The sequence below is a fragment of the Achromobacter colocynthidis genome (assembly GCF_057334535.1).
On the sequence record NZ_JBHFIZ010000035.1, the window covers coordinates 57,797 to 82,196 of the forward strand.

The 24,400-nt window shown below is 64.1% G+C and carries 23 protein-coding genes; 16 read left to right on the top strand and 7 right to left on the bottom strand.

Annotated elements, in window-relative coordinates:
• Positions 1-45: 45 nt before the first annotated feature.
• The gene (movA, locus tag ACE04A_RS16090; RefSeq protein WP_427971435.1) at positions 46-114 is read right to left on the bottom strand and encodes a methanobactin-like peptide MovA; all 69 of its coding nucleotides are present in this window, start codon (positions 112-114) and stop codon (positions 46-48) included.
• Positions 115-372: 258 nt separating this feature from the next.
• Between movA and ACE04A_RS16095 the strand changes: the two genes are divergently transcribed.
• Positions 373-1,632 (top strand): hypothetical protein, encoded by a 1,260-nt coding sequence (locus ACE04A_RS16095; protein WP_448718738.1) that lies wholly within the window; start codon positions 373-375, stop codon positions 1,630-1,632.
• A gap of 54 nt (positions 1,633-1,686) precedes the next feature.
• Here the strand turns inward: ACE04A_RS16095 and ACE04A_RS16100 are convergent, their stop codons facing one another.
• Positions 1,687-2,979 carry an NCS2 family permease gene (locus tag ACE04A_RS16100; protein WP_268077736.1) on the bottom strand — a complete coding sequence of 431 codons (1,293 nt, stop codon included), beginning with the start codon at positions 2,977-2,979 and terminating at the stop codon, positions 1,687-1,689.
• A 111-nt stretch (positions 2,980-3,090) separates the two neighbouring features.
• On the opposite strand from ACE04A_RS16100, the gene tsaD reads away from it, so the two are divergent.
• Complete coding sequence (gene tsaD, locus ACE04A_RS16105; protein ID WP_438858352.1) at positions 3,091-4,122, top strand: tRNA (adenosine(37)-N6)-threonylcarbamoyltransferase complex transferase subunit TsaD; 1,032 nt, start codon at positions 3,091-3,093, stop codon at positions 4,120-4,122.
• 40 nt (positions 4,123-4,162) lie between these two features.
• Here the strand turns inward: tsaD and plsY are convergent, their stop codons facing one another.
• Positions 4,163-4,804, bottom strand: a complete 642-nt coding sequence (gene plsY, locus ACE04A_RS16110; protein ID WP_100855935.1) for a glycerol-3-phosphate 1-O-acyltransferase PlsY — start codon at positions 4,802-4,804, stop codon at positions 4,163-4,165.
• 192 nt (positions 4,805-4,996) lie between these two features.
• On the opposite strand from plsY, the gene surE reads away from it, so the two are divergent.
• From surE to rlmD, 10 genes are all read left to right on the top strand, one after another.
• Positions 4,997-5,755 (top strand): 5'/3'-nucleotidase SurE, encoded by a 759-nt coding sequence (gene surE, locus ACE04A_RS16115; RefSeq protein WP_100855934.1) that lies wholly within the window; start codon positions 4,997-4,999, stop codon positions 5,753-5,755.
• Positions 5,740-6,564 carry a protein-L-isoaspartate(D-aspartate) O-methyltransferase gene (locus ACE04A_RS16120; RefSeq protein WP_448718739.1) on the top strand — a complete coding sequence of 275 codons (825 nt, stop codon included), beginning with the start codon at positions 5,740-5,742 and terminating at the stop codon, positions 6,562-6,564. Before surE ends, ACE04A_RS16120 begins: the two co-directional genes overlap by 16 nt.
• Positions 6,565-6,581: 17 nt before the next feature.
• Positions 6,582-7,436 carry a peptidoglycan DD-metalloendopeptidase family protein gene (locus ACE04A_RS16125; protein ID WP_485820298.1) on the top strand — a complete coding sequence of 285 codons (855 nt, stop codon included), beginning with the start codon at positions 6,582-6,584 and terminating at the stop codon, positions 7,434-7,436.
• Complete coding sequence (locus ACE04A_RS16130; protein WP_259247925.1) at positions 7,433-8,212, top strand: 3'-5' exonuclease; 780 nt, start codon at positions 7,433-7,435, stop codon at positions 8,210-8,212. Before ACE04A_RS16125 ends, ACE04A_RS16130 begins: the two co-directional genes overlap by 4 nt.
• A 176-nt stretch (positions 8,213-8,388) precedes the next feature.
• The gene (locus ACE04A_RS16135) at positions 8,389-9,012 is read left to right on the top strand and encodes a hypothetical protein (RefSeq protein WP_259247923.1); all 624 of its coding nucleotides are present in this window, start codon (positions 8,389-8,391) and stop codon (positions 9,010-9,012) included.
• 395 nt (positions 9,013-9,407) lie between these two features.
• Positions 9,408-10,160: a TorF family putative porin gene (locus ACE04A_RS16140; protein WP_391432892.1), complete on the top strand. Its 753-nt coding sequence runs from the start codon at positions 9,408-9,410 to the stop codon at positions 10,158-10,160.
• 268 nt (positions 10,161-10,428) lie between these two features.
• Positions 10,429-10,776: an Imm51 family immunity protein gene (locus tag ACE04A_RS16145; protein ID WP_230695040.1), complete on the top strand. Its 348-nt coding sequence runs from the start codon at positions 10,429-10,431 to the stop codon at positions 10,774-10,776.
• A gap of 10 nt (positions 10,777-10,786) precedes the next feature.
• Positions 10,787-11,683 (top strand): LysR substrate-binding domain-containing protein, encoded by an 897-nt coding sequence (locus ACE04A_RS16150; protein ID WP_438858358.1) that lies wholly within the window; start codon positions 10,787-10,789, stop codon positions 11,681-11,683.
• A 96-nt stretch (positions 11,684-11,779) separates the two neighbouring features.
• Positions 11,780-12,961 (top strand): MFS transporter, encoded by a 1,182-nt coding sequence (locus ACE04A_RS16155; RefSeq protein ID WP_448718740.1) that lies wholly within the window; start codon positions 11,780-11,782, stop codon positions 12,959-12,961.
• A 117-nt stretch (positions 12,962-13,078) separates the two neighbouring features.
• Entirely contained in the window at positions 13,079-14,590 is a 1,512-nt protein-coding gene (gene rlmD / locus ACE04A_RS16160; RefSeq protein WP_259247909.1) for a 23S rRNA (uracil(1939)-C(5))-methyltransferase RlmD, read from the top strand.
• Positions 14,591-14,657: 67 nt separating this feature from the next.
• Here rlmD and cueR read toward each other — a convergent pair whose 3' ends face one another.
• Complete coding sequence (cueR, locus tag ACE04A_RS16165; protein ID WP_100855927.1) at positions 14,658-15,050, bottom strand: Cu(I)-responsive transcriptional regulator; 393 nt, start codon at positions 15,048-15,050, stop codon at positions 14,658-14,660.
• A 16-nt stretch (positions 15,051-15,066) separates the two neighbouring features.
• Positions 15,067-17,346: a heavy metal translocating P-type ATPase gene (locus tag ACE04A_RS16170; protein ID WP_485820299.1), complete on the bottom strand. Its 2,280-nt coding sequence runs from the start codon at positions 17,344-17,346 to the stop codon at positions 15,067-15,069.
• Between the two features lie 165 nt (positions 17,347-17,511).
• Between ACE04A_RS16170 and ACE04A_RS16175 the strand changes: the two genes are divergently transcribed.
• From ACE04A_RS16175 to ACE04A_RS16185, 3 genes are all read left to right on the top strand, one after another.
• Complete coding sequence (locus ACE04A_RS16175; RefSeq protein WP_050446927.1) at positions 17,512-17,712, top strand: heavy-metal-associated domain-containing protein; 201 nt, start codon at positions 17,512-17,514, stop codon at positions 17,710-17,712.
• 175 nt (positions 17,713-17,887) lie between these two features.
• Positions 17,888-18,616, top strand: a complete 729-nt coding sequence (locus ACE04A_RS16180) for a glutathione peroxidase (protein ID WP_100855924.1) — start codon at positions 17,888-17,890, stop codon at positions 18,614-18,616.
• A gap of 232 nt (positions 18,617-18,848) precedes the next feature.
• On the top strand, positions 18,849-20,285 hold the full coding sequence (locus ACE04A_RS16185; RefSeq protein ID WP_485820300.1) for a dihydrolipoyl dehydrogenase: 1,437 nt from the start codon (positions 18,849-18,851) through the stop codon (positions 20,283-20,285).
• Positions 20,286-20,423: 138 nt separating this feature from the next.
• Here ACE04A_RS16185 and ACE04A_RS16190 read toward each other — a convergent pair whose 3' ends face one another.
• Complete coding sequence (locus ACE04A_RS16190) at positions 20,424-21,314, bottom strand: 23S rRNA (adenine(2030)-N(6))-methyltransferase RlmJ (protein ID WP_100855921.1); 891 nt, start codon at positions 21,312-21,314, stop codon at positions 20,424-20,426.
• A 13-nt stretch (positions 21,315-21,327) separates the two neighbouring features.
• Complete coding sequence (ugpQ, locus tag ACE04A_RS16195; RefSeq protein WP_448718744.1) at positions 21,328-22,077, bottom strand: glycerophosphodiester phosphodiesterase; 750 nt, start codon at positions 22,075-22,077, stop codon at positions 21,328-21,330.
• 341 nt (positions 22,078-22,418) lie between these two features.
• Here ugpQ and ACE04A_RS16200 point away from each other — a divergent pair, with 341 nt between their 5' ends.
• Positions 22,419-24,383, top strand: coding sequence for a SurA N-terminal domain-containing protein (locus ACE04A_RS16200; protein ID WP_448718745.1), 1,965 nt, complete (start codon positions 22,419-22,421; stop codon positions 24,381-24,383).
• Positions 24,384-24,400: the final 17 nt, after the last annotated feature.

Consider the following 24,400-nt stretch of genomic DNA (forward strand, 5'->3'; position numbering starts at 1 on the left):
CGGCCCACGATGTAAACGCGTCGGCCGCCCGTCGTTAGGGACTAATTACTTGTTATAGCTGCCGCAGGTTGCGTCCTTGTCGTTCACTTTAACCACGATTTTTTTCGCTTTCATGAGATTTCCTTATTGAAAATAGGTTGATTGCCGCGGAAAATTCGAATCATGAATCTGTCCTGGCGATTAGAAATTAACTTGCGAAGTATTTGTCCTCAATTCGTGTAAACCCTTTCGTAACAATACGATTTTTTGAGGTTTTTATTTTTTTCTATATCTTCGTGCTAATTTTCTAGAGTATTCACAAGAGGGGCTTTTTGAGGTGAGTTCAAAGCTTGGTGTGACCCTAGGTACTTATCAGTGGCGCAAGGAGCAGAAGTGAACTATTGGGAGGTTATCCGCCAATCCCTGACCATCTCGGGATCCCGATTGGTCGCTCTGTCCATGGTGTCGCTGGATCTGATGATCCTGAACAGGTTTTCTTTAAGCGAGACGGCCGATTTTGCGCTGGCAGCTCAGTTTTCGCAGATCTACATCGTGCTTGCGCTTGGCCTGACGGTGGGCGTAAACATTGCTTATAATTTGCGAAAGCCGCACTCCAAAACCATTACGGGTTCGATCGTTGGCTATGCGCTGCTCGCGGGCGTTTTGCTTTTCCTGATATCGATCGCCATGGCCTTTTTTGTGGAGATGTCGGAAAACGCACGCAATAGTTATTACGCGCTGGCGGTGGGTATCGCCCCCACCACGATCTACATCGCACTATGCGCGATGATCGAAGCGTCGGGAGGGGCGGGCTGGGTGTTCAGGTTGACCGTCGGAGCAGCCGTTGCGAACGCGGTGCTTGACCTGCTTTTGATCAACGTTGGCCTGTTTTCCCCAGCCGTGGCAGTGGCCGTTGCTACAACGGTGGTCAGGCTGCTGCTGTTGGCGTGCGTGCTCTACGGCTGTGTGGCGACCTATCGAATTTCCATTGCCCCGGCTTTCGACCGGATCGAATGGAAGGACCTGTTCAGCTACGGTCGATCCGAGGCGCTGGTGGGGCTGATCTTTACTGGCGGCATGTCGTTTTTGTTTGCGTACGCCAGTGCACGGGGCAACGAGGGCTTGGTGGCGCTGCTCGCTATCGGGATAAATTTCTTGAATATTGCCTCTGTCATCTATATCGGGATGACTCGCGCCGTCGCCAACGTCGCTTCTGCGCTACCGCATCGGATCCTTACTGATTTGAAGGGCCTCGCAATATTTGGACTTTCTTATGTCGTCCTGAGCGGAGCAATCCTGTATGTCGCGTCTCCTCTGCTTTCCTGGCTTTATCTGGGGCAGGTTTCGCGAGAGTTGCTAAGCATCTTCGTTATTGCGATCTGGGTTGTGGCGTTCGACGGATTGGCGATGTTGTTCATTACATTGCTTCGATTGCTGGATTGGAGGGCGGGTCCGCCATTGCTCCGGCTTGCGCTGATTATTGTGGGGGTCCCTATATCGTTAGGCTGGTTTGATCCATCGGCGATTCAGCCCGTATTCAAAGGACTTCTGATCGGCAATGGGGTTGCGGCAGTGCTCGCAGCCGCTGTATTGCTCTACGCCGTGGTGGACCGAACGCGAAAGGAACTGATCGCTGCGCCTGGCGGGAATTGAAAAAGCCGCCACGGCAACGCCGGGCGGCTGACTGAATGCTGACTTCTACCCAGGCTATTCAGGGAAAAATGCGTATCGGATCACGAACAGAACAGCGACCAGCCAGGTGGCCGGATGCACGTCGCGGACCTTGCCGGTGGCGGTTTTCAACACCACGTAGCTGATGAAACCGAAGGCGATGCCGTTGGCGATGGAATACGTGAAGGGCATGACCAGCGCCGTCAGCGCTGCCGGCGTCGCCTCGGTGACTTCGTTCCAGTCGATGTCGATCAGTTCGCGCATCATCAGGCCGGCCACGTAGAGCAGGGCCGGGGCGGTGGCGTAGGCGGGCACGGCGCCGGCCAAGGGCGAGATGAACAGCGCGGCCAGGAACAGCAGCGCCACCACCAGGGCCGTCATGCCGGTACGGCCGCCTGCCTGCACGCCCGAGGCGCTTTCCACGAACGCGGTGGTGCTGCTGGTGCCCAGCGCGGAGCCTGCGACGATGGCCGTGCTGTCGGCGAACAGCGCCCGGCCCAGGCGGTTGGGGCGGCCTTCAGGCACCAGGCCGGCGCGCTTGGCCACGCCGACCAGCGTGCCGGTGGCGTCGAACACTTCAACCAGCACGAACACCAGGATCACATGCACGAAACCGCTGTGCAGCGCGCCCAGGATGTCCAACTTCAGGAAGGTGGGGGCCAGGCTGGGCGGGGCCGAGAAGATGCCCTTGAATTCGTTGTAGCCCAGCGCCATCGACAACACGGTGACGACGATGATGCCGATAAGAATGGCGCCACGAACGCGCAAGGCGTCCAGCGAGGCGATGATGAAGAAACCCAGGATGGCGAACAGCGGGCCATGCGCCGTCAGGTTGCCCAGGGAAACCTTGGTGGCCGGATGGGCAACCACGATGCCCGCGCTGGACAGCGCGATAATCGCCAGGAACAGCCCGATGCCCGCCGCGATGGCGCTGCGCAGAGAATGCGGAATGCCTTTGACGAGCCACACGCGGATGCCCGATATCGTCAATATCAGGAAGATCACGCCCGAGATGAACACGGCGCCCAGCGCCTGCTCCCAGGTGTAGCCCATGGTCTTGACGACGGTGAAGGCGAAGAACGCATTCAGGCCCATGCCGGGCGCCATGCCGATCGGCCAGTTGGCCACCAGCGCCATCACCAGCGAGCCCAGCGCGGCCGCCAGGCAGGTGGCCACGAAGACGGCGTCGCGGTCCATGCCGGTGGACGACAGGATGTCCGGGTTGACGAAGATGATGTATGACATCGTCAGGAACGTCGTCAGGCCAGCCACGATTTCGGTGCGCGCCGTGGTGCCGTGTTCACGCAGCTTGAATAACTTCTCCAGCATTCCAGTCCCCAGTGTGTTTGCAGGCTTGTAGGTTGTTGTAGGCGGTGGCCGATCGGCGCCGCGCGATTTCAAAACAGGCGTATTTTCGCATCAGTTGTAAACTCTGCCGCCATGATTATCCTCGGCTTTGAAAGCTCCTGCGACGAAACCGGTGTCGCAGCCGTCTGTACGGAACGTGGTCTGCTGGCGCACGCGCTGCACACCCAAATCGCCATGCACCAGGAATATGGTGGCGTGGTGCCGGAACTCGCGTCGCGCGACCATATCCGCCGCGTCGTGCCCTTGACCCGCCAGGTGCTGCAAGACGCGGGCCTGCAAATGTCGGACATTGGCGCCGTTGCCTACACGGCGGGGCCGGGTCTGGCGGGCGCCTTGCTGGTGGGCGCCAGCGTCGCGCAGTCGTTTGCGTGGTCGCGCCATCTGCCCGCCATCGGCATCCATCACCTGGAAGGCCATCTGCTGTCGCCGATGCTGGCTGACCCGCGCCCCGACTTTCCCTTCGTGGCGTTGCTGGTGTCAGGTGGCCATACGCAACTGATGCGAGTGGATGGCGTGGGGCGCTATGAACTGCTGGGCGAAACGCTGGATGACGCCGCGGGCGAAGCCTTCGACAAGTCGGCCAAGCTGATGGGGCTGGGTTATCCCGGCGGCCCGGCGCTGGCCAAACTGGCGGGGCAGGGCGACGCGACCCGTTTTGAATTGCCGCGCCCCATGCTGCATAGCGGGGACCTGGATTTCAGCTTCAGCGGCCTGAAGACCGCCGTGCTGACGCGCGTCAAGGCGGCTGAAAAGGAAGGCGGGCTGGACGATCAGACCCGCGCCGACCTGGCGGCGGCCACGCAAGGGGCAATTGTCGATGTGTTGGCGGCCAAGGCCATCAAGGCGCTCAAGCAGACGGGCCTGCGCCGCCTGGTGGTGGCTGGCGGGGTGGGGGCGAACCAGTTGCTGCGCGCCAAGCTGGCCGCGGCGCTCAAGCCCTTGCGCGCGCAAGCTTATTTTCCGCCGTTGGAGCTATGTACCGATAACGGCGCAATGATCGCTTTCGCGGCGGCCGAGCGCGTCAAGGCGGGGCTTGTAACGCTGGACGCGGATGCGCACAGCTTTACGGTGAAACCGCGTTGGGACCTGGCGGATATTGCCTGATCCGTTCCCGCGCCTCTTTCCACCTGCCGGCAAGACGGAATTATTTCTTCTTGCCGCCGCCGATCTTGCTTTCCGTGCCTTGCACCAGGCGCGCGATGTTGGCGCGGTGACGGTAGAACAGCAGCACGCCGATCACTGCCAGGGCCACGCCCAGCGCCGGCTTCGCGTGCCACGCCAGCCCCGAGCCAAAGACGTAGTAGACCGGCGCAAAGAACGCCGCCACCAGCGATGCCAGGGACGAATAGCGGAAAAACACGGCGATGATCAGCCAGGTGGCGGCGGTGGCAACAGCCAGCCAGGGCTGAATCGCCACCAGTACGCCCAGCGCGGTCGCCACGCCCTTGCCGCCCTTGAAGCGCAGGAAAACCGGGTACAGATGGCCGACGAAAGCGGCCAGCGCCACCAGCGCCAAGCCGGCGGGGGCGATGCCTGGGGCCAGTCGTTCGGCCAGCCAGATCGCGAACCATCCCTTGGCGGCGTCGCCCAGCAAGGTCAGCGCGGCGGCAGTCTTGTTGCCGGTGCGCAGCACATTGGTGGCGCCCGGGTTCTTGGACCCGTAGCTGCGAGGGTCCTGCAGCCCCATCAGCTTGCTGACGACCACGGCGAAGGGCACGGAGCCGATCAGGTAGGCCAGCAGGACGAGCGCAGCAGTGAACGCCAGGGAGGGTTCGGTAATCGCCATGGGGTAGGGAGTCCGTTGTTGTCGGTTGTTGTCGTAATGGCTGCGGATTCTACCGCGCCGCGCGAGGCCCCTGGGTACGGGTTATCGAGCGTGGCGTTCCCGCCCCAGCGGCATACGCGGTCATACCGGGTGCGGCGGCGGACGGTACAATCCGACCCGTCCACGCGCGTTTTATTTTCTTTCGGATGCACAATGCGAATTCTGGTTTCGAACGATGATGGTTACTCGGCCCCCGGGCTGGAAGCGCTTGTCGCGGCGCTGCAAGGCTTGGGCGATCTCACCGTCGTCGCGCCCGAGACCAACCACAGCGGCGCCTCCAATTCCCTGACGCTGAACCGCCCCTTGACGGTTCGCACTGCCTCGAATGGCTTCATCGCCGTCAACGGCACCCCCTCCGATTGCGTGCACGTGGCGCTCACGGGCTTGATGGACGCCCGGCCAGACCTCGTCGTGTCCGGCATCAACAACGGCGCCAACATGGGCGACGACACGCTGTATTCGGGCACCGTCGCGGCAGCCAGCGAAGGCTATCTGTTCGGCATCCCGGCCATCGCCTTTTCCTTGGCCGAGAAGGGCTGGGAACACATCGATTCCGCCGCGCGCGCCGCCCGGCTGGTGGTGGAACGCCATCTGGCGCAGCCCCTGGCCGCGCCGGTGCTGTTGAACGTCAACATTCCCAACCGACGCTTTGAAGACCTGCACGGCTTTGCCGTCACGCGGCTGGGCAAGCGGCATCCGTCGCAGCCCGTCGTGCGCACCACCACCCCCTATGGCGATACGGTGTATTGGATTGGCCCGGTCGGTTTGGCCGCCGATGCCACGCCGGGTACGGATTTTCATGCGGTGGAGCAGGGCTCGGTGTCGGTGACGCCCTTGCGGCTGGACCTGACCCAGCACAGTCAACTCGACGAAATCCGAACTTGGGCAGAGCCGTTATGCGCAAACGCGTAAGTCAACCCGATGTGTCGCAGGCGGTGCCCGGGCGCCCCAGCCCGGTCCGCTACGACTCAGGCCGGCTCAGCCCCGGCGTTACCGCCACCAACAGCAACACCCGCATTTCCGCGGCCACCTTGCCTCGCCAGACACAGGCTCCCACCCCGGCCTCGGGCAACAATCTTGGACTGAACTCGGACCGCTTGCGCCAGGCCATGGTGCAGCGGCTGCGGGGGCAGGGCATCAGCGACGAGCGTGTGCTGAACGCCATGGCGGCCGTGCCACGCCACATGTTCGTGGATGAAGCCCTGGCCAGCCGCGCCTACGAAGACGCGGCGCTGCCCATCGGGCATTCGCAAACCATCTCGCAGCCTTGGGTGGTGGCGCGCATGATCGCGGCAGCATGCGAGGACCGCACGCCGACGCGCGTACTGGAAGTGGGAGCGGGCTGCGGCTACCAGGCCGCGGTGCTCGCGCAGTTTGTGCGTGAAGTGCATTCCATCGAACGTATCCGTGGTCTTTACGAGCTGGCGCGCGAGCATCTGCGCGCCTTGCGGCTGACTACGCGCATCCGCCTGATCTATGGCGATGGCACCTTGGGCCTGCCCGGCGTGGCGCCGTTCGATGCTATCGTTGTGGCTGCCGCTGGCCTGGCCATTCCGCAAGCGCTGCTCACGCAGCTTGCGCCTGGCGGACGCCTGATCGCTCCCGAAGGGGGCACCAACCAGCGCCTGGTGTTGATCGAACGCACCGGCGCGGCCAGCTGGAAACGCACTGAATTAGAGGCCGTGCGCTTTGTGCCGCTACGCGCCGGAATACAATCTTGAGCAAACAGGAGAAACGTATGCTCAACGGGCAGTCGCAACTGACCGATATGACTATGGGCGCGTCCATGACGCGCCTGCGCCGCCCGCTCTTTATCGCGGGGGCACTCAGCCTGGCTATTTTGGCCGGCTGCGCATCAAAAGGAACTCGCGCTCCGGTGGTCGACATGACCAACGGACAGCCAGCGTCAACGGGCCAGCCCGGTGGCAGCTATGTGGTCAAGCCGGGCGACACGCTTTACAAAATCGCCCGCGCCAACAACGTGGATATCGAAAGCGTCAAGCGCTGGAACAACCTCAGCGATCCCAACCAGATCTCGGTCGGCCAGGTGCTTAAGATGTCGGGCGGCGCCAGCACGGGCGCGCAACCCGCACCCATCGCCAGCGCCAAGCCGCAACCGCGCCCGCTGGACCAGCCTGAAACCCCCGTCGCCACCAACCCGCCTCCGGACGCCACGCCCGCCCCGGCGCCGGTGGACGTCAAGCCCACGCCGCGCGCGGCGCACGCCAGCGTCATCAATTGGGCATGGCCGGCCAACGGCGCCATCGTGCAGACCTTCAACGCCAGCAGCAAGGGCATCGACATTTCCGGCGCCCTGGGTGACCCGATCACCGCCGCCGCGGATGGCCTGGTCAAGTACAGCGGCAATGGCGTGCGCGGCTTGGGCAACCTGATCATCGTTGAACATCAGAACGGTTTCATCACGGCCTACGCGCACAACCGCTCCTTGCTTGTGAAGACGGGGCAGAACGTCAAGCGCGGCGCCAAGATCGCCGAGCTTGGCCAAAGCGACACGACGTCGCCGCGCCTGCACTTTGAAATTCGCCGCCAGGGTACGCCGGTCGACCCCATGCAGTACCTGCCCGCAAAATGACGCCCACCCTGGTATTCGACCTGGAAACCATCCCCGATGCCGAGGGGCTGCGCAAGCTCAACGGCTGGGGGGCGGATGTTTCGGACCAGGACGTCGTCGAGCGTGCGCTGGCCGCGCGCCGTGAAGCCGTAGGCCATGACTTCCTGCCCCTGCACCTGCACAAGGTCGCGGTGGTGGGCTGCGTGTTCCGCGACGACCAAGGCTTTCGCGTCAAGACGCTGGGGCAACCCGACGACCCCGAAGCCGCGTTGCTGGCGGGCTTCTTCAAGACCATTGAACGCTACACGCCCAAGCTGGTGAGCTGGAACGGATCGGGTTTCGACTTGCCCGTTCTGCATTACCGCAGCCTGATCCTGGGCGTGCCAGCGCCGCGCTATTGGGACATGGGCGAAGAAGACCGCGACTTCAAGTTCAACAACTACATTGCGCGCTATCACACGCGCCATGTGGACCTGATGGACGTGCTGGCCAAGTACAACGGCCGTGCCAACGCGCCGCTGGACGACCTGGCCAAGCTGTGCGGCTTTCCCGGCAAGCTGGGGATGGACGGCAGCAAGGTATGGGAAGCCTGGAATACAGGCCGCGCCGACGAAGTCCGCGCCTATTGTGAAACCGACGTCGTCAACACCTGGCTGGTGTACTGCCGCTTCCGCTTCCTGCGTGGCGAGCTGGACCGCACCGGCTACGACGCCGAAGTATCTCTGGTGCGCGACACGCTGTCGGCCAGCGACGCGCCGCACTGGAAGGAATACATGGCGGCCTGGGACGCCAACTGACGCCTTGCTTCTTGCGGGCGTGGACGCATGCCAGGATACGACGGGGCCCCGCAAGGCCCCGTTTTCACGTCTGGCGCAGGCGCAATCGACTGAAACATGGACCGCGGGCGCGAAACCCGGTTGAAACCAGGCCAACCGCACAATGGCCTCGCTTTCTTCACTTTCAGGAGACACTCATGTCCCGATTCGCACTTCGCTCCAATTTGGCCGCTCTTGCATTTGTCGCCGCGACGGGCGGCTTGATGGCTGGCTCCGCCATGGCCGCGCCTGCGGCTCCCGCCGACGGCGGCCCGGCTTCCATGCAGCACCACGGCCCGCGCGGTGGCGAGTTCCACAAGGGAATGCGCGACGGCCTGTTCATCCCCGGCCTGGGTCCCGTGTCCAAGGCGCAGGTTGATCAACTGAAGCTGGACGAGAAACAGCAGGCGCTGTTCAAGACCGCGCAGGAAGGCCAGCGCGAGCTGCACAAGGCCATGCGCGAAGCTGGTGGCAAGCGCCATGACCTGTTGAAGACCCAACTCGACAGCGGCAAGCTCGACCCGCGCGCGCTGATGGCGCAGTCGGAGCAATCGCGCGATCAGTTCGGCACCGAGGCCAAGCAGGTCCGTGACCAGTGGCTGGCGGTGTGGGATAGCCTGAACGATACGCAACGCGCGCAAGTGACGAAGATCGTCAAGGATCGCGAAGCCAAGATGCAGGAACGCCACGCCAAGATGGAAGCCCGCCACGGCAAGGGCAAGGGCGGCATGCCGCCGCCTGAAGGTGCCGACGCTCCTCCGCCGCCGCCTTTGGCCAACTAAGCCGGCCGCCGTCCGCCGCCATCAAGGGGCGGACGCCTTGTCGATAACCCCGGACGCGTTCCCCGCGTGCCGGGGTTTTTGTTTGCGCAGCTGCCCGCATCAGCCCGCGCGTTGAACCAGTTTGGCGCAGATTCCCCAAGTTGATGCACGACGTGACGCTGGTGTGGCGGGGCGCGCCCGTTTCTGGTGCGTGCCCCCCGGGGTCGTGTTTCGGAATGACTGCTTGTCACTCTGGCATCACCCCGCGCGCCACTCGCTTGTCACCCCGCTGAAACCTGGCACGGACATTGCTTCAGAAAGAATGAACCGGTAACCAACCGCTGCAAAGCCGGTCAGAGGGAGGCGGCATGGGCCGTCCTCCTCCTTCTCGTCAAATCCGATCAGGACTCCGCACCATGAAGAAGACGTTGCTAGCCTTGCCCTTTGCGCTTGCTGCTTGTTTCGCCTCGACGGCCCAGGCCGAACCCACCGACCTGGGAGCCGGTTTTTCGTTAAGCGGTAACGCGGCCATCGTCAGTGACTATCGCTTCCGCGGCTATTCACAAACCGATTTCCGTCCCGCCGTGCAGGTGGGCTTTGACTTGGCCCATAGCTCCGGCTTCTATCTGGGCAACTGGAACTCCAACGTTTCCGACTTCGTATTCACCGACGGCAACCTCGAAATGGATTTCTACGGCGGCTGGAAAGGCGACGTAGGCGGCGGATTCACCCTGGACGCCGGTGTGCTGCATTACTACTACCCGGGCTCCAGCTCTCCCAAGGGCGGCAACTACAACAACACCGACCTGTACCTGGGCGCCTCCTACGCCAACTACTCGTTGAAGTACTCCTACACGCCCAGCGACTTCTTCAGCACCCCGGACAGCAAAGGCACCTGGTACCTGGACGGCACGGCCACGTTCGACCTGGGCGACGGATGGGGCTTGTTGGGCCACCTGGGTTATCAAAAGCTGAAGAACCAATCCAACATGGATGGCGATTCCATCGGGCACTACGTCGATTACAAGGTTGGCGTCACCAAGGACCTGAAGGGCTGGGTGCTGGGGCTGGCCGCGGTGGGCGCCACCAAGGACAACTGGTTGCCCACCAAATACGGCCATCCGTCCGGCCGGATAGGTGCGGTGTTTTCCGTGGCGCGCGCGTTCTGATTTGAAATCCGTGGCGGCGCTGTAAAAGGCGCCGACGTTTGGGGAATTGAAGGAGACTGCCTGATGGGACAGTCCCCTTCAATTCCCCTTTTTTTATCCTGTCATGGGCACCAAAGCCCCCGCGCGACACGGCCTTCAATACGAACCGCGTTGCGCACATCGCAATAATTGCCTCTAATGGGCGCGCACAAGATGCGGCGGGGGACTTTCCGCGCATCAGCCTGGCCGCTACTGTCGGCGGCCGGCGATTCAAGGAGCTTTGAGCGCAGTGACTATCGATTTCGAAGAAACAATCAAGCCGTTTTCCTGGATGGAGTACGAAGGCAACTTCTCGGTAAGCCTCAATGTCGGGGAATACAAGGAAGAGGTTTTTCGCCGCAGAAGGGAAGAGGGGTTTCTGGGCACGGGCTATGACTGGACGTCTTTGGCGCTGGTTTTTCTGAACGAGAAAACGCCCGAACTCGATGAGTTGATCGATTTCGATCCGGAAGCCGATACGTTCTGCGCCTATTCGTCCGATAGCGAAGCGCTCAAGACCTTCGCGCTGGCGTTCAAGGCCGCTTGCGAAGACAGGAAGCTGATTCAAGACCTGTTTTCCCGGGCTGAACTGGACTGATCGCGTTGCAATGATCGAAACCCGGTTGTTGCGCCAGTTTGTCGCCGTGGCGGAAACCCTGCATTTCAATCGCGCGGCGCAGCGCCTGCACATGGCGCAGCCGCCGCTCAGCCAGGCCATCCGGCGGCTTGAAGCCGAAATTGGCGCGCAGTTGTTCGAGCGCACCAATCGCAGCGTGGCCCTGACGGCGGCGGGCGAGGCATTCCTGCAGTCCGCGCGCCGCATCCTGGGTGAACTCGAAGACAGCGTGGCGCATACGCGGCGCGTGGCGCAAGGCATGGACGGCCATCTGACGCTGACGTTCATCAATATCGCGCCTTATGCGCCGCTGCTGCGTGCGTTGCGTGGTTTTCGCGATGCGAATCCGGCGGTCGCTTTCACCTTGCAAGAGGCGACCACGCACGAGCAAGTGCAGGCGCTGGAGGCGGGGCGCGCCGATATCGGTTTCATGCGTACACCCGGCGCCACCACGCCCAGCCTGCAATTCGAACGTCTGTTGCAAGAGCCTATCCAGGTTGCCTTGCCGGCCGGGCATCGCCTGGAAGGCGAAGCGGTGGTGGACTTGGCCGCGTTGAAAGACGAGCCGTTCGTCGGCTCGCCCCGGCGCTTGGGGCAGGGCTTTCACGATCAGCTCACCCAGCTCTGCCAAACGGCGGGCTTTGTGCCCAAAGTGGCGCAAGAGGCCCGCCAGTTGCAGACGGTGGCGGCCTTGGTGGCGGCGGGCTTCGGCGTGGCCTTGCTGCCCGCGTCGCTGGCCCGGGCCGGGGGCGACGACGTCGTGTTCCGCCCCATTGCCGTCGATGCGCCCGAGGCGCTGCGGCATGTGGAATTGCTGATGGCGTGGAACGCAGAGCGGGCCTCGCCCGTGCGGGATCGCTTGATCGACGCCGTTCGGCTGATCAAATAAGACGCTAGAAGTCTTATTTAGCGATAAATAAACTATTTTACGGCGCACTGTGGCGCTTCTAAGCTCGGCGGCTGTCTTTGCTGACCTTTGAACGCCATGCCTATCGCTGTCTATCTTTTCTCCGTCTGCACCTTTGCATTCGGCCTATCCGAATTCGTGGTGGCCGGCCTGGTCTCGGCCATGGCCGATGGCCTGCACGCCAAGATCGAGGCGGTCGGCACGGCAATCGCCGCCTATGCCTTCGGCGCGGCCATCGGCGCGCCCCTGCTGACCGCCTTGGTTGCGCAGTGGCGCGACCGGCGCACCCTGGCGTGGGCCATGGGGGTGCTGGCGGTGGGTAGCGTCCTGATGAGCCTGTCGGGCACGCTGCCGATGCTGCTGGGTCTGCGGTTTGCCGTGGGGCTGGCGCATGGCGTGTTCATGGCGGTGGCGTCCGACGCCGCCACCCGGCTGGTCGACGAGGCGCGCGCCGGACGCGCCGTGGCGGTGGTGTGGATCGGCCTGACCCTGGCGTTGGCGCTGGGCGTACCGCTGGGCACGTTTCTGGGCAGCGTCTGGTCATGGCGCGCGGTGTTCCTGGCGATTGGCGCGTTGGCCGTGCTGGGCTTGGCCGGCTTGCTGTGGTGCATGCCGCGCGACGCGGGCGCCGCTACGGCGGCGCAGGACAGGCCCGGCGCCATGGCCGCGCTGCGTGCCATCGCCCACCCGCAAATGCTGATGACGGCAGGCGTGGGGGCCTTGGTCAGCGTGGCGACCTTCTGCTTTTTGACCTTTATTTCGCCCTATTTGTTGCAGGTGACCGGCGTGGGCGTGCAGCGGCTGAGCACGGCGATGCTGCTGTTTGGGCTGTTTTCCATCGGCGGCAACCTGCTGGGCGGCTATCTGGTCGACAAGATGGACCCCGACCGCGCCGCATTGTTGGCGTTGACGGGGCTCTTTGCGACGCTGCTGGGCCTTTACCAGTGCCGCGCCTCGGGCTGGGCCGTGCTGGCGCTGGCGGGCGTGCTGGGACTGGTGTTCTTCTGCATCGTGACGGTGTTGACGCTGCGCTTGCTGAAACTGGCGCAACGCCACGTGCCGGCCGCCACAGCGGTGGCCGCGGGGCTGAACATTGCCTCGTTCAACCTGGGCACGGCAGTGGGGGGCGGCTTGGGCAGCCTGACGATCGCGTGGCTGGGTTTATCGGCGCTGCCGCTGGTGGGCGCCGCCGCCGCGCTGGCCGCGATGGGGGCGCTGTGCCTGCAATCGTTGCGCTTGCGCCGCAGGCAGGCTGCATAACCTGGGCTTGCCGGCGGGCGGGGAGGCGGGGCGGTCCGGCCCCGTCAAAGACCATTTCCGGGAATGGGCGGAGTCCTTCTACAATCATGGGTTGCGTGTAATTCTGGACTGCGTGAGATGTCAGACGTTTTGAGTATCGAGTCCCTGGATCTGGAAGCCAGGGGAATCGCCCGCCGCGACGGGAAAGTGGTATTCGTGGAAGGCGCCTTGCCGGGCGAACGGGTCACCACCGTCACGCTGCGCCGCAAGCCGTCTTACGAGATTGCGCGCGTGGATGAGGTGCTGCGACCCTCGTCGCAGCGCGTCGTGCCGCGCTGCCCGCACTTTGGCGTCTGTGGGGGCTGTGCCATGCAGCACCTGGAACCCAGCACGCAGGTGGCTATCAAGCAACGTTCGCTGGAAGACACCTTCTGGCACGTCGGCAAGCTGCGTCCGGCGCTGGTGCTGCCGCCGTTGCAGGGCCCGACCTGGGGCTACCGCTACCGCGCCCGCCTGTCGGTGCGTGTGGTGCCGAAGAAGGGCGGGGTGCTGGTGGGCTTTCACGAGCGCAAGAGCAGCTATGTGGCCGACATGCGTGAATGCCACGTGCTGCCGCGCCACGTCAGCGACCTGCTGATGCCGCTGCGCGCCATGATCGGGGCCATGTCGGCGCCCGACCGCATGCCGCAGATTGAAGTGTCGCTGGGCGACGGCGTCACCGCCCTGGTGCTGCGCCATCTGCTGCCCTTGACCGATGGCGACATCGCCATCCTGCGCGCCTTCGCCGCCGAGCACAACGTGCAGTGGTGGTTGCAGTCGAAGGGCCCGGAAACCGTGCATCCGCTAGAGCCCGAGCACGCCGATGCCCTGTCCTACACGATGCCGGAATTCGGGCTGCGCATGCCGTATCGGCCCACCGATTTCACGCAGGTCAACCATGCCATCAACCGTTCGATGGTGTCGCGCGCGCTGAAGCTGCTTGACGTGCAGCCCACCGACCGCGTGGCCGATCTGTTCTGCGGCCTGGGCAATTTCACCTTGCCGCTGGCCACGCAAGGCCGCGAAGCGGTGGGCGTAGAGGGCAGCAAGGCCTTGACCGACCGCGCCTTCGACGCGGCGTCGCGCCATGGTCTGGGCGAACGCACCAGCTTCGCCACGCTGAACCTGTTCGAGGTTGACGCGCATTGGCTGCGCAGCCTGGGTTACTTCGACCGCATGCTGATCGACCCGCCGCGCGAAGGCGCGCATGCGGTGTCGCAAGCGCTGTCTGAACTGACGGTGGAAGAACGGCCGCGCCGCATCGTCTACGTGTCCTGTAACCCGGCAACGCTGGCGCGCGATGCCGCCATCCTGGTGCACGAAGGCGGCTTTGTGCTGAAGAGCGCGGGCGTGATCAACATGTTCCCGCACACGGGCCATGTGGAATCCATCGCCGTGTTTGAATCGCTGGATGCCGCCGGCGTGGCTGAGGTAAAGGAACGGGCTCGCCAGCGCGCAATCCAGGCCGAAGCCGACGCCATCGCGGCGGAAGAAGCCAAAGCCGCCGCCGCCGCTGAAAAGGCGGCCGCCAAGCAGGCCGCCACTGACGCCTACCATGCGCGCGTCGCAGCCGAGGCGGCAGAGGCGGGCGAGGCCGCGGAGACGCCGTAACGTTGTCTTGGCGTGGGCCTGTGCGTGGGCCCTAGCGCGGGCCTCTGCGCGAGCCTTCGCCCAGGCCTCAGTGCGACCGGCCCAGGTTTTCCAAAATCGGGCAGTTGGGCCGGTCATCGCCATGGCAGTGCTGCGCCAGATGCTTGAGCGTCGCGGCCATGTCGCGCAGGGCTTCTGCCTTGCGCTCCAGTTCCTCTACATGCTCCAGCGCAATGCGCTTGACGTCGGCGCTGGCGCGGCTGCGGTCCTTCCACAAGGCCAGCAATTCGTTCATCTGCTCCACCGAAAACCCCAGATCCCGCGCGCGCCGCACGAAGCGCAGCGTGTGCAGGTCCTGGTCGGTGTAGACGCGATAGCCCGAGTCCGTGCGCGTCGCGGGGCCGATCAGGCCGATACTTTCGTAGTAGCGGATCATCTTGGCCGAAATGCCGGAGCTTTTTGCTGCTTCGCCGATATTCATGTTGAGGCTCCTGGAATCAGGCACGGCCGGCATGCGGCCGGAACGCCTTCAAACGCAGCGCATTGCCCAGCACGAAGACGCTGGACAGGGCCATCGCGCCCGCCGCGAAAATGGGCGATAGCGACAGACCAAACGCGGGATACAAGGCGCCGGCCGCCAGCGGTATCAGCGCGGCGTTGTAGGCAAACGCCCAGAACAGGTTCTGGCGGATGTTTGCCAAAGTTGCGCGGCTGAGCGCGATGGCGTTGGGCACGCCGTGCAGGTCGTCGGCCATCAACACCACCGAGGCCGCTTCAATCGCAACGTCCGTGCCGGTACCGATCGCGATGCCGGTGTCGGCGGCGGCAAGCGCGGGCGCGTCGTTGATGCCATCGCCCACAAACGCCACCTTGCGGCCGCCTTCGCGCAGCGTGCTGATGGCTTGCACCTTGCCGTCCGGCAACACTTCCGCGCGCACTTCGTCGATACCCAATTGGCGCGCGACGGCCGCCGCCGTGTAACGGTTATCGCCGGTGATCATGGCCGTCTTCAGGCCCTGCGCATGCAGCGCGGCGATGGCGGAAACGGCGGACGGCTTGATCGGGTCCGTCACCGCCATCATGGCGGCGGCCTGGCCGTCGATCGCCACGTAGATGGGCGTCTTGCCTTCATTGCCCCAGTCCGTGGCACGCGCGCCGAATGCACTGACGTCGACGCCCCGTTCGGCCATCAGCCGCGCGGCCCCCGCCAACACGCTGCGGCCCGCCACGCGGGCTTCGACACCCGCGCCCGTGATGGCGGCAAAGCCCTCGGCCGGCAACAGCGCGAGCTTGCGTTCCTCGGCGGCAGCCACGATGGCCAGCGCAATGGGATGCTCGGAACGCGCTTGTACCGAAGCAACCCATTGCAGCACCTGCGGGCCGTCATGGCCGGCGGCGGGTTCCAGTTCGGTCAGCGTGGGCTTGCCGAGTGTCAGCGTGCCGGTCTTGTCAAACGCCACCACATTGACGTCGCGCAGGGTTTGCAAGGCGTCGCCCTGACGGAACAGCACGCCCATTTCAGCCGCGCGGCCCGTGCCCACCATGATGGACGTGGGCGTGGCCAGCCCCATGGCGCAAGGGCAGGCAATGATCAGCACGGCCACCGCGTTGACCAGCGCGTGCGACAGGGCGGGCGAGGGGCCGAAGAAGAACCAGACTACAAAAGTCAGCAGGGCGGCCGCCATCACGGCGGGCACGAACCAGGCGGTGACCTGGTCCACCAGCGCCTGGATCGGCAGTCGCGCGCCTTGGGCCGATTCCACCATGCGGATGATGCGGGCCAGCATCGTGTCGGCGCCGGTATGAGTGACGCGCAGCGTGAAGCTGCCCGAGGTGTTCAGGGTGCCGCCGGTGGCTTGCATGCCGGGCTGCTTTTCAACCGGCACGGGTTCGCCCGTAAGCATGGACTCGTCGACATACGAACTGCCTTCGATGACGTCGCCGTCCAGCGGGATTTTCTCGCCGGGGCGCACCAGCACGATGTCGCCCGTATTGACCTTTTCGATCTCGACATCCACGGCCTGACCGTCGCGCATGACGCGCGCCGTGCGCGGCTGCAAGCCGATCAGGCGCTTGATGGCCGCGCCGGTCTTGCCCTTGGCGCGTGCTTCCAATGTGCGCCCCAGCAAGATCAAGGTAACGATGACGGCGGCGGCTTCAAAGTAGACGTTGCGCGCGGCCTCGGGCAGCCAGGCGGGTGCAAAGGTGGCCACCACCGAATACCCCCAGGCGGCGCCCGCGCCCAAGGCCACCAGCGAATTCATCTCGGGCGCGCGCCGCCATAGCGCGGTCAGCCCCTTGGTGAAGAATTGGCGGCCGGGCCAGACCAGGACGGCGGTGGTCAGCACGAATTGAAGCAGCCAACTGTTTTGCTGGCCGATGGTGCCCAACACCCAATGGTGCAGGGCCGGAATCAAGTGCGATCCCATTTCCAGCGCAAACACGGGCAAGGTCAGCACCAGCGCCACGGTGAACGCCCGTTGCAGGCGCTGCGCTTCGGCGTCGCGCGCTTGCGACTGGCGTTCAGCGGGGTCGTCTTGCGCGGCGATGGGGCGGGCCTCGTAGCCCATCTTGACCACGGCATCCACCAAGGCCTGGGGTTGGGCGGAATCCGGGTCGTAGGACACCAGCGCGCGCTCGGTGGCCAGGTTGACCTGGGCCTGGGCCACGCCGGGAACATGGGTCAGGGCCTTTTCCACGCGCTTCACGCACGACGCGCACGTCATGCCTTCAATGGCGAGTTCCAATTGGGTGGTTGAGGGGCTGGCAACGCTCATGGCGATTCTCGTGTTTGGGGGTGAGCTTGCAGTTTCATCCTTCCCATCGTGGGAAGGTCAAGGCGCAATTTTACGCTTGACCTTGACATGATGGGAATGTTTAAGCTGCGTGTCATGGCGGGTCAAATTCTGCATCCGCCAACGCTGATCTTGAGGAAAACAACCATGAGCATCGAATTCCAAGTCCCCGACATGACCTGCGGCCACTGCGTCAAGAGCATTACCAGCGCGGTAAACCAGGCCGTTCCCGGCGCCACGGTCGCTGCCGACGTGGCGTCGCACCGCGTCACGGTGACGGGCACGGATCAGGCCGATAAGGTCGAAGCCGCCATCCGCGAAGCGGGTTACGAGCCGGCCCGGGTGTAAGTCACGTCCGAAGATCGGAAGGCGGCTATGATAGATGCCGCTTTCCGAAATCGATTCTTTCATTGTTAAATGCTATCGATCAATTTAGTTTATTAAATTTGTTTTATTGATAGCTGGCGTTTATGATTCTTTCCATGGTGGTTAAACAAACCCCGCTACCCAAGGAGAGATTTGAATGCTGCAAAACCGCGAAGGCCAACGTGTTCCGAACGTAACGTTCCCCGTCCGTGAGGACAACACGTGGAAGAAGGTCACGACCGACGATCTGTTCAAGAACAAGACGGTTGTCGTCTTCTCGCTTCCCGGCGCTTTCACGCCGACCTGCTCGTCCACCCACCTGCCGCGCTACAACGAACTGGCCCCCGCGTTCTTTGCCGCCGGCGTCGACAGCATCGTCTGCGTGTCGGTCAACGACACCTTCGTCATGAACGAATGGGCCAAGGACCAGGAATCGGCCAACATCACCTTGCTGCCCGACGGTAACGGCGCCTTCACGGAAGGCATGGGCATGCTCGTCGACAAGAGCGACCTGGGCTTCGGCAAGCGTAGCTGGCGCTATGCGATGCTGGTGAAGGACGGCGTCGTGCAGAAGATGTTCATCGAACCCGAAAAGGAAGGCGACCCGTTTGAAGTGTCGGACGCCGACACGATGCTGGCGCACATCGCGCCGACGGCCAAGAAGCCTGACCAGGTGGTCGTGTTCTCCAAGCCGGGCTGCCCGTTCTGCGTGGAAGCCAAGGCGCTGCTGGACGAAAAGGGCTATGCCCCGATCGAAATCCCGCTGGAAAACAAGGTCCGTGGCCGTGTGATCGGCGCGGTGTCCGGCAAGGGCACCGCTCCCCAGGTGTTCATCAATGGCGCGCTGATCGGCGGCCTGGAAGACCTGAAGGCGCATTTCGCCTAAAGGCTGGCGGCCGGGCAGGGGCAAGCCCCGCGCCCGGCCGGTGAAGTCAGGCGGTTGCAAGTTGACCGCCTGGTTTTTTCCGGCACGAGCTTCCCTTTTTACGCACCCTTAATGCATGCCTTATGCGGCCCTTTACCGGTGTCGCCGGACGGTGTTCGTCCCGAGGATGCGCAACAAGGCGGAACTCGCCTTTGAATTCTTCTTGCTACCCGCAACAGGGGAACCCACAGTCATGAAAACTCTGCATACCGATATCGCTGTCATCGGCGCCGGCACGGCCGGTCTGGCCGCTTATCGCGCCGCGAAAGCCGCGGGCAAGCGCGCGCTGATTATTGAAGGCGGCCCCTATGGCACCACTTGCGCTCGTGTCGGCTGCATGCCGTCCAAGCTGCTGATCGCCGCCGCCGAAGCCGCCCATAACGCGGCGCATACCGAAGCCTTTGGCGTACACGTCGGCGGCGAGATCACGGTGGATGGCGTCGAGGTGATGGACCGCGTCAAGCGCGAACGCGACCGCTTCGTGGGCTTCGTGCTTGAAGGCGTCGAGAACATTCCCGCTGAAGACAAGCTGCGCGGCTATGCGCGCTTTATCTCCGACACAGTGTTGCGAGTGGACGAGCACACGGAAGTGCATGCCTCGCGCGTGGTCATCGCAACCGGTTCACGGCCCTCGGTGCCGCCGCCGTTTCGTACGCTGGGCGATCGCCTGGTGGTGAACGACGACGTTTTCGCCTGGGACGATCTGCCCCGCCGCGTGGCGGTGTTCGGACCTGGGGTGATCGGGTTGGAACTGGGCCAGGCGTTGGCGCGTTTGGGCGTCGAGGTGCGCGTCTTCGGCGTCAGCGGCAGCCTGGGTGGCATCAGTGACCCTCAAGTGCGGCATAGCGCCCGCAAGATCTTCCAGCGCGACTTCTACCTGGACCCGGACGCTCGCGTGCTGGAAACCACGCGGGTGGGTGACGAGGTGGAAGTGCGCTATATCACGCTGGACAACAGCGAGCGCATCGAACGCTTCGACTACGCGCTGGGCGCGACCGGCCGCCGCGCCAACGTGGACGGCCTGGGCCTGGAAAACACGTCGCTGGAACTGAACGTGCACGGCGTGCCGGTGTTCGATCGCGAAACGATGCAAGCCGGCGATTCCGCCATCTTCATCGCCGGAGACGCCAACGCCGACGCACCCTTGCTGCACGAGGCCGCGGACGAAGGCCGCATCGCCGGCGAAAACGCCGCGCGCTTTCCGGAACTTCGCAAGGGCCTGCGCCGCGCGCCGTTGGCCGTGGTGTTCTCCGATCCGCAGATTGCCTTGGCGGGCCAGGGCTACGGCCGCCTGATCCCCGGCACCTTCGTGGTGGGCGAAGTGGACTTCAGCGACCAGGGCCGTTCGCGGGTCATGCTGAAGAACAAGGGCATGCTGCACGTGTACGCCGACATTGCCTCGGGCCGCTTCCTGGGCGCCGAAATGGTCGGCCCCAGCGCCGAGCACATCGGCCACTTGCTGGCCTGGGCCGTACAGCAGGAGCTGACCGTGGCGCGCATGCTGGAAATGCCGTTCTACCACCCCGTCATCGAAGAGGGGCTGCGCACGGCGCTGCGCGACGCAGCCGCGAAACTCGCCGCCGCTCGCGAATCGCTGCGCAACGAGACGTCGGAACAAGAGACGGTTTAACGTGGGCAAGGGGGGGCGCTGGCCCCCCGCACCCAGGCGGGACTTCCGCAGTTTCGACCGCAGAGGCGGTTGCGCCGCCCCGATAAAAAATGGCCCGATCCATCAGGATCGGGCCATTGTCTTTGATGCGTGGCGCCCTTAGTCGTCCGACTGCTTCTTCGGCACCGGGAATGGGTTTTCGCGGTATTGCAGGGTGAAGCCGGCGCGTTCGTCCTCGCCCAGCTCGCGGGCGAGGTAGGGCATGGCCTGCTTCAAGCCTTCGTGCAGGGTCCACGGCGGGTTGATCAGGAACATGCCGCTGCCGTGCAGGCCGTAGCCGTCGATGGTGGCCTTCTTGACGGTCAGCGTGGCGTGCAGCCAGCTCTTGACCTTCAAGTTTTCAAAATGGCGCGCCATTTCGCTGGCCTCGCGGCGTTGCACCAGCGGGTACCAGATGGCGATGGTGCCGGTGGCGAAGCGCTTCACGCATTCCTTGACGGTAATCAGCGTGCGGCGGTAGTCGTGCTTGTCTTCGTACGACGGGTCGATCAGTACCATGCCCCGGCGCGTGGGCGGCGGCAGCAGGGCCTTCACGCCCTCGAAGCCGTCATCGCCGTAGATGGTGGTCTGGCGCTGCGCCGTGCGGCCCTGGTGTTCCAGGTTGACGACCAGGGTGTCGATCTCGGTCGGGTGCATTTCGAACAGGCGCAGACGGTCGGACGGGCGCATCACGTCCAGCGCCAGCCACGGCGAACCGGGATAGCGCTTCAGGCGGCCATTGGTGTTGTAGTCGCGGATGCGTGCAACGTAGTCGGCCAACAGCGGGGGCAGGTCCTTGGCGTCCCAGAGGCGGCCGATGCCGCCCTCGAATTCGGACGTCTTGTTTGCCCAGTCGCTCTCCAGGTTGTAGAGGCCGGCGCCGGCGTGGGTGTCCACGACCCAATAGGGCGCGTCTTTTTTGTTGAAGTAGTCCAGGGTGTGGACCAGGATGGCGTGCTTGAGCACGTCGGCGTGATTGCCGGCGTGGAAGGCGTGGCGGTAACTGAACACGGGGCGTTCTGCCTCAGGCGGCGGGCCGGATCGCGGCCAGCTCGTCGGTGAAAATGCCGTCGATGCCCCAGTCCAGCAGCAAGCGGGCGCGTTCGGGGTCATTGACGGTCCAGGCCGCGATCCGATAGCCGGCGGCATGCACGGCGTCGATCAGTTCGCGGGTTGCGTCTTGTTGGTTGATGTTTAGCGCCACGCACTTGTACTTGGCAAGGCGTTCGCACCAGTCGGCGGGTACCTTTTCCACCAGCAGGGCGCGCGGCAATTCGGGGGCGGCTTCCAACGCCGCTTGCAGGGCGTCTTCGGCAAATGACGACAGCAGCGGGGGCGTGCCGGCGTCTTGCCACAGTTGCTTGCAGGCCAGCGCCACGGCCGCGCCCGTTTCGGCTTCGCGGCCGGGGCAGGGCTTGATTTCGACGTTGCTGGCGATGTGGTTGGCAACCGTGTAACGGGCCACGGCGGCCAGGGTGGGCAGCGGTTCGCCCGCGTAGGCAGCCGAATGCCAGGCCCCGAAGTCCAGTTGCGCCAGTTCCGCGTAGGGCTTGGCAGCCGCCGGGCCCGTGCCGTTGGAGGTGCGGTCGACGTTGTCGTCGTGCATCAGCACCAGCACGTTGTCGCGGCTGAGCTTCACGTCGTATTCGAACATCGTGAACCCGTGCGCGGCGCCCACGCGCATGGCGGCCAAGGTGTTTTCCGGCGCCAGACGGCCGCCGCCACGGTGCGCGATGTAGCGGGAATAGGGCCAGGAGGGCAATTCTGCGGTCATTTTGGTGTTGCTTGGGGTTCTTGGGGACAGGGTTGCAAGGATACTCCTTCTTGGCAGGCGATTCCCGGGGCGCCTGGCCCCACAGCGTGGCAATCGGCAGGCTGACGGCGCGGTGGACGGCGCGGTGGACGGCGGATAGGCCCGGGGGAGGGCAAGCGCGTCTGCCCGCCCGGAATAATCTGAAGAGAATCTAAAGGCCCCATGCGAGTGAGAAATGCTAAAATCCGCCCGCTGATCCGGTATTGACCGGTATGGGAATGGGGCGAATCCAGTTCGCCCTTTTTTTTGCGTTTTCGTGCGGCTTCGGGTGGACACCCCCGGAGCGCGGCAACAGGGATTCCATGTTCGAATTAATTCGCAGCCATCGGCGCTGGATGCAGCTCATCCTGCTGCTTCTGATTGTGCCGTCCTTCTTCCTCGTCGGAATTCAAGGCTATGACAGCTTCATGCGCCAGGAGCCTGAGTTGGCGACGGTCGCCGGCCAGCCGATTTCGCGCGCCGAGTTTGATCAGGCGCATCGCGACCAACTGGCGCAGATACAGCAACGCCAGGGCGCCCGCTTCGACCCCGCCGTCGTTGACACGCCCGCCTTGCGCGAAAACCTGCTGAACCAGCTGATCAACCAACGGCTGCTGGCCAACGTTGCCGTCGACAACCGCTTCACGGTGTCCGACGAAACGCTGCGCAACACCATCGCTGCCATTCCCCAGTTCCAGGACAACGGCCGCTTCTCGCCCGAACGCTATCGCCAGGTGCTGGTGGCGCAAGGCATGTCGCCGACGTCGTTTGAAGCCGGCCTGCGCCGTGACCTGGCCGTTGGCCGCGTGCTGGATCCCGTGGGTGGGTCCGCCGGCGCGCCCGCCGAAGTCGTGGCCTCGCTGGAAACGGCATTGACGCAGCAGCGCACCGTGCAACTGCGCCGCTTTGCCGCTGAAGACTATCGCTCGCAAGTGACCGTGTCGCCCGCCGACATCCAGGCCTGGTATGACGCCAACAAGCAGCAACTGCAGATTCCCGAACAGGTTCAGGTGCAATACCTGGTGCTGGACGAAGCTGCCGCCACGCAGGGCATCCAGGTCAAGGACGAAGACCTGGCGTCCTACTACGAGCAGAACAAGAACCGCTTTGGTCAACCCGAGCGCCGCCGTGCCAGCCACATCATGATTGAATTGCCCTCGGGCGCGTCGGAAGAGGCCCGCAAGGCCGCGCGCGCCAAGGCCGAGGATCTGGCCAAGCAGGCGGCTGCCGACCCGGCCAAGTTTGCCGAACTGGCCACCAAGAATTCGCAAGACGCGGGTTCGGCCGCCAAGGGCGGTGATCTGGGCTGGCTGGCGCCGGGCATGTTGACCGGCCCGCTGGAAAAGGCCATCTTCAGCCAAGCCAAGGACCAGGTGTCGGGTGTTGTGGAAAGCCCGTTGGGCCTGCACATCATCAAGGTCACCGAGATCCAGCCCGCTGCCATCAAGCCGCTGGCCGAGGTCAAGGACCAGATCACCGGCGAAGTGCGCAAGCAGCTTGCCGCCGTGCATTTCTCGGAAATGGCCAGCCAGTTGAACAAGCAGGTCTATGACCAGCGCGACAGCCTGCAACCCGCCGCGGACGCCGTGGGCCTGAAGCTGCGTACCGCCTCGGGCGTGACCCGCGAAGGCCTCTTGCCCGCCGACAAGGCAGGCCCGGGTTCCGCCGCTGACAGCCCCGACGCCGAACTGCTGGACAACCCGCGCGTGCGCCAGATTCTGTTCTCGCCCGACGTGCTGCGCGAAAAGCAGAACTCCGGCGTCATCGAACTGTCGCCCGCCGTCATGCTGGCCGTGCGCGTCGCCAATCTGGAACCGGCCCACGTGCCGCCCCTGGACAAGGTCAGCGATTCGATTCGTTCCCGCTTGATCCAGGAGCGTTCCGCCGAAGCCGCCAAGAAGGCCGGCGAAGCGGCGCTGGCTGCCGACAAGGCCAACCCGTCCTCCGCGCCGGAAGGCTTCGCGCCTGCCGTGGTCATCTCGCGCCAGGATCCCAAGGACCTGCCGCAACCCGTCGTGGACGCCGCGATGCGCCTGCCGTCGACGCCGTTGCCGGGCTATGCCGGTGTTCAGTCGGGCGACGACTACACGCTGGTTCGCCTGGAAAAGGTTGAAGCCGGTACGGTTGACGAGGCTGCCAAGGCCCGCCTGGCGCAGCAGTTGTCGGGCGGCCTGGGTCAGGCCGAAATCGAAGCAATGCTGAAGATGCTGCGTGAACAGTACAAGGTGCAAGTACTGCCCAGCGCCGCTGAGGTCATTCGCGGCGATCAGCCGCAGGCAGAGGGCTGATCCGCCCGTAGATCCGC

What these genes read in the sequence shown, in the direction of transcription:
- ACE04A_RS16100 (WP_268077736.1), bottom strand. Translation starts at nt 2,979, where the DNA reads ATGCTGGAGAAGTTATTCAAGCTGCGTGAACACGGCACCACGGCGCGC.
- tsaD (WP_438858352.1), top strand. Translation starts at nt 3,091, where the DNA reads ATGATTATCCTCGGCTTTGAAAGCTCCTGCGACGAAACCGGTGTCGCA.
- plsY (WP_100855935.1), bottom strand. Translation starts at nt 4,804, where the DNA reads ATGGCGATTACCGAACCCTCCCTGGCGTTCACTGCTGCGCTCGTCCTG.
- surE (WP_100855934.1), top strand. Translation starts at nt 4,997, where the DNA reads ATGCGAATTCTGGTTTCGAACGATGATGGTTACTCGGCCCCCGGGCTG.
- ACE04A_RS16120 (WP_448718739.1), top strand. Translation starts at nt 5,740, where the DNA reads ATGCGCAAACGCGTAAGTCAACCCGATGTGTCGCAGGCGGTGCCCGGG.
- ACE04A_RS16125 (WP_485820298.1), top strand. Translation starts at nt 6,582, where the DNA reads ATGCTCAACGGGCAGTCGCAACTGACCGATATGACTATGGGCGCGTCC.
- ACE04A_RS16130 (WP_259247925.1), top strand. Translation starts at nt 7,433, where the DNA reads ATGACGCCCACCCTGGTATTCGACCTGGAAACCATCCCCGATGCCGAG.
- ACE04A_RS16135 (WP_259247923.1), top strand. Translation starts at nt 8,389, where the DNA reads ATGTCCCGATTCGCACTTCGCTCCAATTTGGCCGCTCTTGCATTTGTC.
- ACE04A_RS16140 (WP_391432892.1), top strand. Translation starts at nt 9,408, where the DNA reads ATGAAGAAGACGTTGCTAGCCTTGCCCTTTGCGCTTGCTGCTTGTTTC.
- ACE04A_RS16150 (WP_438858358.1), top strand. Translation starts at nt 10,787, where the DNA reads ATGATCGAAACCCGGTTGTTGCGCCAGTTTGTCGCCGTGGCGGAAACC.
- ACE04A_RS16155 (WP_448718740.1), top strand. Translation starts at nt 11,780, where the DNA reads ATGCCTATCGCTGTCTATCTTTTCTCCGTCTGCACCTTTGCATTCGGC.
- rlmD (WP_259247909.1), top strand. Translation starts at nt 13,079, where the DNA reads ATGTCAGACGTTTTGAGTATCGAGTCCCTGGATCTGGAAGCCAGGGGA.
- cueR (WP_100855927.1), bottom strand. Translation starts at nt 15,050, where the DNA reads ATGAATATCGGCGAAGCAGCAAAAAGCTCCGGCATTTCGGCCAAGATG.
- ACE04A_RS16170 (WP_485820299.1), bottom strand. Translation starts at nt 17,346, where the DNA reads ATGAGCGTTGCCAGCCCCTCAACCACCCAATTGGAACTCGCCATTGAA.
- ACE04A_RS16175 (WP_050446927.1), top strand. Translation starts at nt 17,512, where the DNA reads ATGAGCATCGAATTCCAAGTCCCCGACATGACCTGCGGCCACTGCGTC.
- ACE04A_RS16180 (WP_100855924.1), top strand. Translation starts at nt 17,888, where the DNA reads ATGCTGCAAAACCGCGAAGGCCAACGTGTTCCGAACGTAACGTTCCCC.
- ACE04A_RS16185 (WP_485820300.1), top strand. Translation starts at nt 18,849, where the DNA reads ATGAAAACTCTGCATACCGATATCGCTGTCATCGGCGCCGGCACGGCC.
- ugpQ (WP_448718744.1), bottom strand. Translation starts at nt 22,077, where the DNA reads ATGACCGCAGAATTGCCCTCCTGGCCCTATTCCCGCTACATCGCGCAC.
- ACE04A_RS16200 (WP_448718745.1), top strand. Translation starts at nt 22,419, where the DNA reads ATGTTCGAATTAATTCGCAGCCATCGGCGCTGGATGCAGCTCATCCTG.